This is a genomic window from Pseudomonas sp. MYb13, assembly GCF_002980075.1.
Classification (GTDB): Bacteria; Pseudomonadota; Gammaproteobacteria; order Pseudomonadales; family Pseudomonadaceae; genus Aquipseudomonas; species Aquipseudomonas lurida.
The window spans coordinates 23889-36616 of record NZ_PCQI01000005.1 but is presented as its reverse complement, the minus strand read 5'-3'; the positions used below and the strand labels follow the sequence as shown (position 1 = coordinate 36616).

Annotated in this window: 12 protein-coding genes; 2 read left to right on the top strand and 10 right to left on the bottom strand. The window is 62.0% G+C overall.

Annotation, left to right across the window (positions count from 1 at the left end):
• Positions 1-3: 3 nt before the first annotated feature.
• From CQ002_RS11695 to cpaB, 7 genes are read right to left on the bottom strand one after another with little or no spacing between them, the layout of a single operon-like run.
• A complete protein-coding gene (locus CQ002_RS11695) occupies positions 4-714 on the bottom strand; it encodes a tetratricopeptide repeat protein (protein WP_105161593.1) in 711 nt (236 codons plus the stop codon).
• A 10-nt stretch (positions 715-724) separates the two neighbouring features.
• Positions 725-1612 carry a type II secretion system F family protein gene (locus CQ002_RS11690; protein ID WP_034103204.1) on the bottom strand — a complete coding sequence of 296 codons (888 nt, stop codon included), beginning with the start codon at positions 1610-1612 and terminating at the stop codon, positions 725-727.
• Position 1613: 1 nt separating this feature from the next.
• Positions 1614-2495: a type II secretion system F family protein gene (locus CQ002_RS11685; protein ID WP_105161594.1), complete on the bottom strand. Its 882-nt coding sequence runs from the start codon at positions 2493-2495 to the stop codon at positions 1614-1616.
• 10 nt (positions 2496-2505) lie between these two features.
• Positions 2506-3777, bottom strand: coding sequence for a CpaF family protein (locus CQ002_RS11680; protein WP_034103202.1), 1272 nt, complete (start codon positions 3775-3777; stop codon positions 2506-2508).
• Positions 3774-4967, bottom strand: a complete 1194-nt coding sequence (locus tag CQ002_RS11675) for a pilus assembly protein (protein ID WP_034103201.1) — start codon at positions 4965-4967, stop codon at positions 3774-3776. Before CQ002_RS11675 ends, CQ002_RS11680 begins: the two co-directional genes overlap by 4 nt.
• The gene (locus tag CQ002_RS11670) at positions 4964-6181 is read right to left on the bottom strand and encodes a type II and III secretion system protein family protein (RefSeq protein WP_034103200.1); all 1218 of its coding nucleotides are present in this window, start codon (positions 6179-6181) and stop codon (positions 4964-4966) included. The genes CQ002_RS11675 and CQ002_RS11670 overlap by 4 nt, the downstream gene beginning before the upstream one ends.
• A gap of 19 nt (positions 6182-6200) precedes the next feature.
• Positions 6201-7142, bottom strand: coding sequence for a Flp pilus assembly protein CpaB (gene cpaB, locus CQ002_RS11665; protein ID WP_105161595.1), 942 nt, complete (start codon positions 7140-7142; stop codon positions 6201-6203).
• Positions 7143-7473: 331 nt separating this feature from the next.
• Here cpaB and CQ002_RS11660 point away from each other — a divergent pair, with 331 nt between their 5' ends.
• Positions 7474-7665: a Flp family type IVb pilin gene (locus CQ002_RS11660; RefSeq protein ID WP_034103197.1), complete on the top strand. Its 192-nt coding sequence runs from the start codon at positions 7474-7476 to the stop codon at positions 7663-7665.
• Positions 7666-7723: 58 nt separating this feature from the next.
• Entirely contained in the window at positions 7724-8128 is a 405-nt protein-coding gene (locus tag CQ002_RS11655; protein WP_034103195.1) for a response regulator, read from the top strand.
• A gap of 80 nt (positions 8129-8208) precedes the next feature.
• Here CQ002_RS11655 and CQ002_RS11650 read toward each other — a convergent pair whose 3' ends face one another.
• From CQ002_RS11650 to CQ002_RS11640, 3 genes are all read right to left on the bottom strand, one after another.
• The gene (locus CQ002_RS11650) at positions 8209-9891 is read right to left on the bottom strand and encodes a ShlB/FhaC/HecB family hemolysin secretion/activation protein (RefSeq protein ID WP_098465699.1); all 1683 of its coding nucleotides are present in this window, start codon (positions 9889-9891) and stop codon (positions 8209-8211) included.
• 185 nt (positions 9892-10076) lie between these two features.
• Entirely contained in the window at positions 10077-11576 is a 1500-nt protein-coding gene (locus CQ002_RS11645; RefSeq protein ID WP_105161596.1) for a collagen-like triple helix repeat-containing protein, read from the bottom strand.
• 301 nt (positions 11577-11877) lie between these two features.
• Positions 11878-12726 carry a MaoC family dehydratase gene (locus CQ002_RS11640; RefSeq protein WP_105161597.1) on the bottom strand — a complete coding sequence of 283 codons (849 nt, stop codon included), beginning with the start codon at positions 12724-12726 and terminating at the stop codon, positions 11878-11880.
• Positions 12727-12728: the final 2 nt, after the last annotated feature.

Sequence of the window (12728 nt, the reverse complement as noted above, 5' to 3'; positions counted from 1 at the left end):
TCCTCACTTGATGGTCATCGGCAGGGCATCGCGGACCGCCGCGACTTTGCGAGCCGCCACACGGGTTCCTTTGAGCTTCTTCGCGCGAGCCTGGGCATCGGTGACTTGTTCTGGGCTCAGGCCCAATTGGCTGACCACCTTCGCCGCTTGCCCCCAGTCTTCCTGATAGATCAGCAAGGTCACCAGGTTGACGGCGGCCAAGGGGTCGCTTTGCTTGAGCTCGATGGCGGTCATGAATTCAAAGCGCGCGTCCTCCATGCGCAGTTGGTTGAGGTACACCACGCCCAGGTCATTGCGGATCTTTTCGTCGGTGGGCGCCAGTTGCGCTGCCCGTTGCATATGCGCCACGGCCTCACCGTTGTCGCCCCTGGCCGCCGCCAGTTGCCCCAGGCCGTGCTCGCCTTCGGCGGTCATGCAGGTGCCGAGCAGGCTGCGGTACAACGGCTCGGCCTCGCTGCGCCCGAGCAGGCGATAGTTACGGGCCTTGCGCTGGCGTACCTGGGGCAAGGCCTCGGGCAGGTTTTGCAGGTTGGCCAGGCTGGCGTGCAGCTTGCCTTCGCTGGCGAGGTCATCGGACAGGTTGAGCGCCAACTCCTGTTCCGAACTCGGCTTGGCGCAACTGCCGGGCGTGGTCAACGCCGCCCACGGTGATTGGCCATTGGTGGCGCAGCCGCCGAGCATCAGCAGGGCCATACCGGCGATCAGTGCTTTCATCAATGACTCCTTAAAAGTGACTCAACGCGCGGGCGATGCCGATGAAGGCCGGGCCGCCGAGCACGATCAGCAAAGCAGGGAATAGAAACACCATCATCACCACCGACATTTTGGCCGACATCTTCGAGATGTATTCCTGCAAGCGGGTCAGGCGTCGGTCGTCCAGCAGTTGCTTGAGGGCCAGCAGGGACTTCATCGCGCCGCCGCCCTGGTGGATCAATTGCTGCAGGATGATGCAGGTGTCGGTGAATTCATCCACTTCCAGCAATCGCGCGGTCTTGCCCAGTTCTTCGCTCAACTCCAGCCCGGAATCGACCCGCGCCAGGATCAGGCGCAGTTCATGCGTGAGGTTGGGGAGTAAACGCTGGGCTTCATTGCCCAGCACGCGCAGCGACTGCTCGACCGCCATCCCCGACTCGAACAGGATGCGCAGCAGCGGAATGAACGTCGAGATTTCCTTGGCAATGGCTTGCTGGCGATGTTTGGCGGCAGCGGCCAGCACGCGTTTGGGCAGCAGGTAGCCAATGCCCAAGGCAAACATCGGCGCGATCCATGCGGGGTCCGCGTGAGGAAAAAGTATCTGCTGGCTGAGGAGGGTCAGGCCCAGTAGCACGATGGGCGTACCGATCTGGAAGGCCGCAAACAGTGAGCGTTGACTTGCCTTGCGCCAGCCAACCCGGTTGAGCAGGGTCTGGGACTCGTTGTCCAGGCTGACCGAGCGCTGTGCCAGGGCGCTACTCCCGAGTTGGCGCATGAGCGTGCCGAGTCGGTCGTCGCTGCCCATTCGCCCTTGCAAGCGCTCAGCCACCCTGCGCTCGCGCCGGCGGTTCTCGAGCAACTGGCCCCCCACCATTACCGCAGCGGCAAGCAACAACAGCGCGCAGGCCAGAAGTGCCATTTCAGACACTCCTCAGCATGCGCCACATCACGAAGGTGCCACCCAGGTCCATCGCCAGCGCGCTGAACAGCATGATGCGCCCCGTGCCGTCATTCCACATGGTCATCAAGTAGCTCGGATTGACCAGCATGAAATAGCCCACGATCAGCACCGGCAGCCCACCCAGCACGTAGGCGGTCATGCGTGTTTCGCCAGTCATGGCCTTGAGTTGACGGGCACCCTGTTCGCGCTCGCGAATCATCTTGATCAAATTTTCCAGCAGCTCGCTGGCGTTGCCGCCGTAACGGTGATTGACCTTCAGCCCCAGGGCGAACAGGCGGAATTCATCCTGTTCGTAGAATTCCGCAAAGTCGTTGACTGAGTCCGGCAGGCTGACCCCCATGCGTACGTTGCGCTGCACGCGGGCCATGGCGTCCTTGAGTGGGTTCTCGACACCCTCGACACCTCCCAGAACCGCATCTGCCAAGGTTCTGCCGGACTTGAGGCTACGTACACTGTGGTCCAGCAGTTGCGGCAGCTGCTCGACCATGCGCTGTACGCGACGTTGGTAACGCCAGCTGATGTACACGCGCAGTACCAGGGGCGGTCCTATGATCATCGTCATCAAGCCCAGCCCGTCGGCGAGTAGCCAGCCGAGCAACGCGCCGATCACCCAGGCGCTTAGCCACAGGCCCAGGCGGTCCGTGGGTTTGCCCAGCCCGGCGCGTTGGAACATGCGCTCCAGGCCCGTCCACGTGGTGTTGGGTTCCTGGGTCTCGGGCTGGCCGTCACCGAGCCGCTCCAGCACACGGTCCGTCCGGGCCTTGCGCAGGCCATGATGAAACTGCCAGAACGACAGGCCGATCAGCAGCAGGCAGATGAGCAACAACACCGGTCCGGTCATCAAGCACCCCCTAAGACTGCAACGTCGATTCGCGGCGCAGCTTGTCGCCGGCTGGGTTGAGGGCCTCGCGCAGGAAGCCGAACCCGGTGCGCCGGTCCAGCCGGAAGAGCGTATTGGTGACATACACGTCATCGCGCACGCCGACCACTTCGACCACTTCGCTGACGCAGCGCCGGCCATCGGGCATTCGCGTCAACTGGATAATCACGTCCAGTGCGGCGCAGATCATCTGGCGCAGGGTTTTCTCCGCGACCACGCGGCCGGTCAGGCCCACCAGGGTTTCCAGGCGCAGCAAGGCATCCTGGGCATTGTTGGCGTGCACGGTGCTCATGGAACCGTCGTGGCCGGTGTTCATTGCCGTCATCACGTCGAGCACTTCCACGCCACGGATCTCCCCGAGGATGATGCGGTCCGGGCGCATCCGCAGGGCATTGCGGATCAGGTCGCTGGACCTGACCTCGCCGTGGCCTTCGGCATTCGGCGGGCGGGTTTCCAGGCGCACGACGTGGGGGTGGCCCAGTTGCAGTTCGGCCACATCCTCGATAGTTACCAGGCGCTCGTGCGGGTTGATCAACTGGCTGAGGATATTCAGCAGCGTGGTCTTGCCGGTGCCGGTACCGCCGCTGATCAGGATGTTGCAGCGCTTGCCCACGGCCTCCTGGAAGAATTCGAAAATGCTCTGGTCGATGGTCTGCATGGCCACCAGGTCACTGCTCTTGAGCATGTCCTTGCGAAATTTCCGAATCGACAGGCACGGCCCGTCCAGGGCAATCGGCGGGATAATCGCGTTGACCCGGCTACCGTCGGGCAGGCGCGCGTCCACCATCGGCGAGGACTCATCCAGGCGTCGGCCCAATGGCGCGAGGATACGTTGCATCACGCGTTCGACATGGTGGTCGTCGATGAAACGCAGGTCGCTCTGGTGCAGCAGGCCGTCACGTTCGATAAATACCCGGTGCGGTCCGTTGACCAGGATCTCGGTCACCGAGGGGTCGCGCAGCAGCACTTCCAGGGGACCGAAGCCGGTGAGTTCGTCGACGATCTCTTCGGCCAGGCGCTCCATCTCGTAGCGGGAGATCGCCAAGCGCATGCGCGTGATGTATTCCGAGACCTTGTCGATGACAAACTGGGCCAGGGATTGGCGCGTGCCTTCGAGCAGGTTTTTACCCGACTCCTCGATGGCGTCGATGATGTAGCGGTGCAGCACCAGTTTCAGGCCGTCGTGATCGCTGTTGCCACTGGCACTGCGCGCCGGGCCGCCAAACAGTTTTTCGCCGCTCATCGTCCCGACCCCAGGAAGCGCTCAAACCAGCGCATGGAGGGTTTTGCAAGGCCCTCGGAGCGTTTTGCCAGGCGTTCGCCCAGGGTACGCACGGCTTGGGTCAAGGGTTCTCGTGGGGCCAGGGCAAACAGGGTCTGGCCCTGGTTTTTTACATTCAGGCGCAACTCGGCGCTCAGGGGCAGTACGGCGATGCATTCGAGGCCGAAGCTTTTTTCCAGGGCCTCGGTGTCGGGTGCACAGGCCTTGATGTAGCGGTCCACCACCAGCTTGGCGTGATCGAGCTTCATGCCTTTTTCACGCCAGCGGTTGATGACCGCCAGGTTGCGGCGGCAGTCCAGCACGCTCTGGTCGGTGCACCACAGCAGCTTGTCGCAGTGGCTGACAAAGGTGCGCAGTGCTTCGCTGTCCGGCTGCCCGGTAATATTCACGACGATGTGCTGGAAGTGTTGGCGCAGGGCACTGAGCAACATGAACAACTCGGCAGCGCTGGTGAGCTTGAGCGGTTCGTCGCCGGTGGCGTACGCCAGGATGCGCAGGCCATCCAGGGCGGTGGTGAAGGCACTGTTGATCAAGGTCGTGTCGAGGCGGCGCAAATGCCGCAAGGCATCACCGAAATTGAACGTGCTTTCCAGGCCCAGCAGCGCCAGGCTGTCGCTGCGCGGCAGGCCCAGGTCGAGGAGCAGTGTCTGCTGGCCGCTCCGCTGTACCACCAGCGCCAGGTGGGTAGCCAGCATCGCCCCATCCGCGTTGCTCTGGGTACCAAACAAGACGGTCAGGCCACCCAGCTGGGCATTGGGCGTGACCGTCGGCAGGCGCTTGCTCAGGCGCCGCACCAGCCCTGCCACTTCACTGGAGCGCGAGCCGTAGGCAACGAAGTCGCGGGCACCGGCACGCATGGCGTTCAGGACAAGCTGGTTGTCCATGCCATCGCCGAGAGCCACCACCGCGAGCATCGGCTTGGCTTCCAGGGCGCCTTCGATCAGCGCGCTCTGGGCCACCACGTTTTCCCGGTCCAGGCCGACAAACACCAGGTTGGCAAAGGTCACGTCGACCAGTGCCAGCAGTTCGTCCAGGCTGCCGGTGCCGGCGCTCACGACTTGGCCCAGGGGCGCGAGTGCACCCTGCAGCCACTCCAGGTCAGTGGTGTTGCGGGTGATGGCGAGGAAGGTCTGGCTTAGGCTATCGCTCATTGGGAAAGTCCACTGCGACGGTCAAAGTTGCCGTTTTCCAGGAAGAACAGGCGGTACCAGTTCGGGTCGTAGTTGCGCAGTTTTTCGCCGGGCAAGGAGGGCAGTTGGGCGTTGGCGGCCAACGGCTGCACCAGGTGCGGCGTAACGATCATCAACAGTTCTTTTTCCTCGCGGCTGATAGTGGAGTCGCGGAAAAACGCGCCGAGGATCGGGATGTCGCCCAGCCCGGGAAACTTGCTGATGGTGGAGCGGTTGTTGGTGCTGATCAGGCCGCTGATCACGAAGCTTTCGCCATCGGCCAGGGACACGCTGGTGTCGGTGCGGCGTACGGTCAGCGCCGGCACTTGAATGCCTTGGATCTGCACGGCGTTGCTGTAGTCCAACTCGCTGACTTCCGGCGCCACCTTGAGGGTGATGCGGTTACGGTCGATCACCGTGGGGGTCAGGGTCAGGCGGATGCCGAACTCCTTGTACTCGATGGAGATGGTATCGCTGCCGGCGCTGGGCACCGGCACCGGCACCTCGCCGCCGGCCAGGAAGGAGGCACTCTGGCCGCTCATCGCCACCAGGCTCGGGCGTGCCAGGGTGTAGGCGAAGCCACTGCGCTCCAGGGCGTTGATCATGGCCGAGACCCGCCCGCCGCCAAAACCGATATTGAAGTTGCTGCTGCTGATCTGCAGCGCCTGGGTGGTGGGCGTGGGGAACAGCAAATTAGGGCTGCCGAAAAAGGCGTTCTTGGCGGTACCGAGAATCGTGGTGCTGGCTTCCTTGAGCTTGGTGCGGCTGACTTCCACAAAACGGATATCGGTCTGCACCTGGCTGGGCAGCAGTGGATCTTCCGACGGCGACAGCGACAGGCTGGTCAGTGCCGAGGTGGCCTTGCCCTTGACGAACACCATGCTCTGGCGCGGCGCGCTGGCGCAGGCGGTCCAGACCATCAGGCTGGTGGCGCCGGACGCGACACCGGTCAGCAGGAAATTACGGTCGCCGTTGACCCGCACATCGGCGATTTTCGGATCGCCGATGGCCAGGCGCGTGATAGCTACCGGCGATTGCAGCTCCTGTTGCAGGCCTTCTCCCACTTCAACGACGGCGGGCAACTGGCCGAGCGCGCTGCAGTTGCCCGGCGCCGCCAGCGCCATGCCGACCGGCAGGCTCGACAGCATCAGGGCCCAGGCCAGTTGCGTGAACAGGGGTGCGTAGCGATGGCTCATTCAAGGCATCCTTGCTCGGTCACGGAGTTTGTGGCGCCGATTGGGCGCCGCGAATCACTTCAACACCACGGCGTACACCAGGCTGACCACCCGCTGCGGCGACTCGTTTGGGCGGGCCGGTCAGGGCCAGTTGAGTAAATTGGTAGAGGTCGCGGTTGGCACTTTCCAGTTTTTCCGGCGCATCGCTTTCACCGGCCAAGTAGCGACTGAGCAGTTGCTCTTCGGCGCTGCGTACGGCCAGGCGCAACACACCCGCTTGCGCCGCGAGCATCAGGCGGCTTAATAGAGGCTCCGGCACGGCCAGCACGACGGTGCGTGCGCTCGCCCGACGTTGGGCGGCCTGGGCGCGCTCTTCGGCCGTGGCCGGCGGTGGGACAGCCGGCCGGCCATCGTTGGCCAGGCCCAATTGGTCGCCGACGCTGAGCAGGCGCATGGCGGGCAGCACGATCTGGGCCGATGGCTCGGCATTGCTGGTGTCCTGACGCAGGAACAACAGCACATCCACGTAATCGCCTGGGCTGAGTTGGCCTGCGGCGCCGATCACCTCATCCACGGCCACGGCCAGGGCGCGTTCGTCGGGGCGAATCATGCGGGCGAGCGGGCCGCCGCCGGTGAAGCTTTCTTCGGTGAGCCAGGTGCCGGCACCGAGGGTGCGCAGTGGCGTGCGGCCGATGGCTTGGTCAAGCTGAGTCAGGCTGCCAGCGGGCACGGTGCGCAGTTTTTCCACGGCCAGGTCAGCGGCGGTCAGCGGGATAAGGGCAGGCACGTCGTGCACCAGGACCACTACGGGTTGGCGGGTCTGGTCTTCGACGGTAGCGACGGTATTTTCCACGGAAACGACAGGTGCAGCGGGGGCGGCGACAGGCTCCGGCGCGCGGCTCAAGACCAGCCCCCAGTACCCGGCGATCAGCGCCCCGATCAGCAGCAACCCGGCCAGGACCATGCTGATACGACTGTTCATGACGGCTCTCCCTATCCCGTTGCACTGCGCGCCCGTTTAATCCAAACGGGTTAATCCGCAACCTGGCTGTGATGAACATCTAACGATTTCGCTATTTGAAGGTAGCTCAGCTAGGACGAAATGCCATTACCGTGGGAAAAATTTATCTGAACTAGAGCAGCAGCTGTTTAGCGTGCGGTTTTGTGGCGTCAACGTTGTGACTAATACTTTGTGATTAATCCGTTATTACAGTTGTGAGGGTGGGGTTTGTTGACAATGCTCTAGTAGCAAGCCGCGATCATCTGGTACTAGAGCCGTTCCGGCTTCCGGTAGCGTTTTTTGGAGAAGTCTTATGTTCATTGACCTGATGTTGAAACTGTATGTCCACACTCAACTATTCTTTCAACGCAAAGACGGTGCTTCAGGTATTGAATACGCGATTATCGTGGCGATGGTTGCACTGGTGATCGTGGGCGCTGGTTCTGGGCTTGGAACTAAGATCAAGTCCATTTTTGATAGCGTCGCGACCAAGATGACGACTTGATAGTCTGCTTGTAAATGTGGAAAACCCTCATTGACGTTCTTCAAGACCAGGTACAGCCATGAGCGCCTCATCGCTTTCCCGCCAACAAATTCTTTTGGTGGACGACGAAGAGGACGCCCTGATTGAACTCGCCGAATCCCTCGGGAACGAGGGGTTTGTCTGTTTTACCGCCAACTCCGTCACCTTCGCCCTGCAAGAATTGACACTTCACCCCGACATCGCCCTGGTCATTACCGACCTGCGCATGCCTGAGGAAAGTGGCATCTCTTTGATCAAGCGCCTGCGCGAGCACACCTCACGTTCTCACCTGCCGGTGATTGTGATGTCCGGTCATGCAGAAATGGACGACGTCAGCGACATGCTGCGCCTACAGGTGCTGGATCTGTTCCGTAAGCCGATCTACCTGGTGCGGTTGATCGATACGTTGAACAATCTGTTTCCTCTCCCTAAAGCCAGGCCCTAGGCGTCAGGCTTGTCGAATCGTCCTTGCGGCGATGGCGTCGATAAAATCGCCATCGCCGGGAAGCCGGCTCCTGCCGAAGGTTACAGCTGATAACTGAAACTCAACGAATACCGCGGCCGTCGATCGAAGCTGTCCAGCGCCACGTCCGACATCGGCTTGGCGACTTCCAGCGCGATGTTGTAGTACTTGGCGTCGCCGAAGCGCAGCCCCAGCGCTGCCGATGACATGTCGTTACCCTTGACTGGCAGGTCGTTGAACCAGGTCTTGGCGCGGTCGAACACCACATAGGGTTGCAGGATCCTTACCCAATCACCGGCGCGGTTGTAGCTGTAGTTGACCTCGTAGGCCACGCCCCAGCCCTTGTCGCCCGTGCCTTGGTCATCGGGATAGCCGCGGCCGAAACTTTGCCCGCCGAAGGTAGCGCGTTCGCTGTCAGGCAGGTCGTCGTTGCTCCAGTAGAGCGCGCCAGACAGCACGCCTTGCCAGTTATCGAACAGCTTGTTGCTCTGCACGCCAGACAAGCGCAGGCGGAAGAAGTCGAGGTCGGGTTTGAGGCCACCGAAATCCGTATGGGTCTTGGCGCCCATGCCATTGATGCCTTGGTACACACCGCCGCTGATGATGCGTAGTTGGGTGGTGTCAGCCTTGCGCCAGTCCCCTTCGAAGGCCAGGGCGCGCAGGTTGGTTTCCAGTTCAAACCGTTGGGGGAAACCCTCCAGTTTGTAACGGTTGGTCTGGTCGACGGCGTAGAGGCGCGTACCCAGGCTGAGCGACTCGCTGGGCGAGGCGATGAAGGGGTGGCTGATGCCAATGGAGTAACGGTCGATCTGCTGGTGCGGCTTGAGTTCCAGGCCGTCGCCCAATTGCAGGCTGGTGCTTGGATCGGCGCGGTAGCGTTCCCCCGAGAGTGCAAGCTGGGTGCCCTCGGCGTTGATGAACTGGCTATAGGCCGCGCGGTAGTAGTGCTCTTTGTCTTCGCCAGGCGGAAACAGGCCGCTGACGCTCAGTTGTTCACCCATGGACGTCCATGAATTACTGGTGCCAGTCAACAATGCCTGGGTACCGCCACGGCTGGCCTCGTTGAGGCTCATGCTGGTGGTGAAGGGCTTGCGGCTGGCACTGATTTGCATGTGGGTGCCGCCATCGGTGGTGCTTGGCGGTGGCACCTGGGCCTGCAAGGTCACGCCTGGAATGGCACTCATCAGTGTGGTGTAGCGCTCGAAGGTCTTGCGTGTGAGCGGGCGCTCGGCCTTGAGTTTTTCCGCCAGTTTGTCGACGTAGGACGAGACCGCGCCGATATCGCCTTGCAGTTGGTAATCACGGATGTAGCCTTCTACCAACACCACTTGCACCAGGCCGTCCTCGAAACGTTGTTCCGGCAGGAAAGCGTAGGACAGCAGGTAGCCGTCTTCCTGGTAGCGTCGGGTGATGCTGCGCGTGGCTTCGATCAGTTGCGCCAGGTTGGTTTCATGGCCAATCAGCGGCTCGAATACCTGGGCGACTTCCTTGAGCGGGTAGACCGTGCCGCCGTCGATCTGCAGTTTGCGGATGGTCACTTTGGTGTCCATCAGCAACGGCTGCCCGGCGGTGGGCGCCGGCGTCGGCACCTGGGTTGGCGTGGCAGCCGGCCGATAGGCGTCGGCGGGCAGGTTGGGCACGGGCAGGTTGCGGATGGTGTCGTTGCTATTGAGGAAGCTGGGTAGGGTATCGGCGTGAGCGTAAGCACTGAGGGTGAGCATTAACATCGGCGTCAAGGCGCGCATAGGACACTCCATGGTCATAACTGCAGCAGCATTCGCAGATTCCCGCCGGGCTCTGGGGGCGCGGTTCGGGTGTTTTCAGGGATCGATCATTGATCCATAAAAAAGACGAGAGACTTAATGGGGTCTCTCGTCTCAACCAAGCGTAGGCGCTGTAGGTGAGGCCGTCTAATCGGCCAGGTGCAATTCTATTTTTTGCCGCCCAGGCCACCCAACAGCCCGCCCAGAAGACCACCATTTGCGCTGCCGCTCGCCCCCGCAGAAGCCCCGGCGCCTGCACCGACACCCAGGTTCAGGCCACCACCGAGCAAGCCGCCACCGGTGTTGGTGCCGCCGGTGACCAGGCCACCGATCGACGCCACCGTGCCGCCCACTGCACTCACGGTACCGCCCAGGGCGTTGGTGACCGGGTTGGCGTTGGTGCCGCTGATTTTGCCGCCCAGGTTGCTGACGGCGCTGCCGACATTGGTTACCAGGCCATTGACCGGAGCACCCAGGCCGGTGGCGCCGCCGATGTTTTGAGTCAGGCTCTGTACGCCGCTGGTAACGGGGTTGAGTGCGTTGCCGATTGGGCCGGTCAACCCTGCAACGGGAACGCTTGTCTGGGTGCTTGGCGTGCCGCCTCCGAGTGCGGCCACGGTGGTGCCCGCTTTGACACCGGTCACCCCAGCTGCGCTGACCACGCCGTTGGTGCTGCCTGCATCCAGGCCGCTGCCAGCACCGGCGATCACGCCACCAATGAGTTCGGCCAGGTTCAGATTGCCGCTGCTACCGCCTGTACCACCGCCGTTGCCGCCACCACTGTTATCCGCATCCGGGTCGACGTAGCCACTGGCCTTGCCGGCCGCGGTGCCCACACCATTGAGCACATTGCCCAACGCGCCGGTCACAGGGTTGCCGGTGCCGCCGGTGTCGGCCACTTTATCGCCCAGGCCGTCGACGGTATCGCCGACTTTTTTCAGCAAGCCGCCTACCGGTGAGTCCAGGCCTGTCGCGGTGCCGACTTTACCGGTGGTTTTTTCCACCAGGGATACCACAGGCACCAGGACTTTTGCGCCGACGGTATTAGTGACCGAACCCAGCGGACCGGTGGTGCTGGCAGTGCTCAGGGTGTCGCCCAGCATGGTCACGGCATTGCCGACCTTGCCGACGGTATTGCCCACCAGCGGTGCAGCGCCGCTGACCACAGGCACTTTGCCCAACAGGGTGGCGACGTTAGTACCGGTAACGGTCACGCCGTCGCCCAGGTCAGAAACCCCGTTGGCCACGCCAGCGACGGTTTTGCCCAAGGCATTGCTGTCGGTACCCAGCGTACCCAGGCCATCAGACAGACCAGTGCCGATGCTGCCGACCGCGTTGCCGGTGGCGGTCACCAGGCCGCCAGCGGTTGCGCCAACAATCGGCAGGCTGCCGAGGGTGGTGCCCAGGCTCCTGACGGTGCCGCCGAGGCCTGTCACGGTATCGCCAACGGTGTCGACCACGGTCGCGGTGACCAGTGGCGTTGCAGTTCCCCCTGGGGTGCCAGGGTCGGTACCGCCACCGCCCGTGCCGCCGCCACCAGCGCCAGCGCTTGAGGAAGAACCACCACTCTTATGCCCACCACCACCGCTGCTGCAGCCGCCGAGTGCCAATGCTACTGCCAGGGCCAGCGCGGTACTTGCTTTCCAAAACACGACGTGAGTTTTCATGATTGAGTTCCCTGCACCTGTACAACCTTAGTTGTCTTCAAACGCTCACTATTTCTAGGGATAGCGATACGTTTGTCCGTGTGGCTATAACAGCCCCGGCGGTGCGTTCTCTCAATGCTCAACTTGGTATTAACGATTTATATATCGTGCGGATGTACCGTTTAAGTAACTAATACCAAGGGTGTGGTGTGAGGATGTATCAAGATGTATATCTGTTTAAAATCAAATAGTTGAATAAAAAAAGCGGACGTTAAAAAGTCCGCTATCACTTAGGTTGTATATATACAATTAATCGGTTTTTTCAGGCGATCGGCTGCCACTTGCCTACCATGTGTTCAATATCGCCTGCGCCTTTCAAGCACAACTCACCGCTGGAGCCGGCGGCGCTGGCCAGTAAGGTCACTTCACTGGGCAGGCGTACGGGTTTCCTGAACTCGACGTGTATCTCTATATTGGCGGCGGGCAAGTGTTCGCCAAGTGCGGCGAGGGTGTGTGCCTTGTTCCACAGGCCGTGGGCGATGGCTTGGGGGAAGCCAAACAGCTTGGCGGTCAGGGCGCTGAGGTGGATCGGGTTGTAGTCGCCAGAAACCCGTGCATAACGGCGGCCGATGTCGGCGGGAGCCTGCCAGCGGGACAATTCGCTGACCTGGGTGGGGGAGGGTTGGGCGGTATCTTCTGCCTCACCGTCCAGTTTCACGCCCCGGCACAGCATGCGGCTCTCGGCTTCCCACAGCAGGCCGAGGGCATCTTCGACGGTGGTGATGAGGTCGAAGGTCGCGCCCTTGGGGTGAGGCTTGAGGTTTTGCGCGCAGACACCGACGGACAGTTGGCTCACACCCCCCATCGGGCGGTGGATGCGGATTCGGTTGCTCAGGTGAATCAACCCCAGCAGCGGGAAAGGAAAGCCTTTATCGGTGAGCAGCTGCATCTGCAGGCCGAACGCCAAGACATGCGGATAAGTCGCCGGCAGGATCGGGCTGTCGGCAAAACCACAAACCTTGCGGTACGCGGCCACCTGCGTGGGGTTGATGCTCACCCGGCAGCGCAGTCCCTGCTCAGGCAGGGTGCTGCCGGTGATCTTGCGCTTGAGTGCGGCGCGCCAATACAGCGGCGGCAGAAACGGCGTATTGCCCAGTGTCTTCCATTGCATGT

Excerpts from the sequence above, each read along its gene's own strand:
- CQ002_RS11695 (WP_105161593.1), bottom strand. The coding sequence starts at position 714 with ATGAAAGCACTGATCGCCGGTATGGCCCTGCTGATGCTCGGCGGCTGC.
- CQ002_RS11690 (WP_034103204.1), bottom strand. The coding sequence starts at position 1,612 with ATGGCACTTCTGGCCTGCGCGCTGTTGTTGCTTGCCGCTGCGGTAATG.
- CQ002_RS11685 (WP_105161594.1), bottom strand. The coding sequence starts at position 2,495 with ATGACCGGACCGGTGTTGTTGCTCATCTGCCTGCTGCTGATCGGCCTG.
- CQ002_RS11680 (WP_034103202.1), bottom strand. The coding sequence starts at position 3,777 with ATGAGCGGCGAAAAACTGTTTGGCGGCCCGGCGCGCAGTGCCAGTGGC.
- CQ002_RS11675 (WP_034103201.1), bottom strand. The coding sequence starts at position 4,967 with ATGAGCGATAGCCTAAGCCAGACCTTCCTCGCCATCACCCGCAACACC.
- CQ002_RS11670 (WP_034103200.1), bottom strand. The coding sequence starts at position 6,181 with ATGAGCCATCGCTACGCACCCCTGTTCACGCAACTGGCCTGGGCCCTG.
- cpaB (WP_105161595.1), bottom strand. The coding sequence starts at position 7,142 with ATGAACAGTCGTATCAGCATGGTCCTGGCCGGGTTGCTGCTGATCGGG.
- CQ002_RS11660 (WP_034103197.1), top strand. The coding sequence starts at position 7,474 with ATGTTCATTGACCTGATGTTGAAACTGTATGTCCACACTCAACTATTC.
- CQ002_RS11655 (WP_034103195.1), top strand. The coding sequence starts at position 7,724 with ATGAGCGCCTCATCGCTTTCCCGCCAACAAATTCTTTTGGTGGACGAC.
- CQ002_RS11650 (WP_098465699.1), bottom strand. The coding sequence starts at position 9,891 with ATGCGCGCCTTGACGCCGATGTTAATGCTCACCCTCAGTGCTTACGCT.
- CQ002_RS11645 (WP_105161596.1), bottom strand. The coding sequence starts at position 11,576 with ATGAAAACTCACGTCGTGTTTTGGAAAGCAAGTACCGCGCTGGCCCTG.
- CQ002_RS11640 (WP_105161597.1), bottom strand. The coding sequence starts at position 12,726 with ATGCAATGGAAGACACTGGGCAATACGCCGTTTCTGCCGCCGCTGTAT.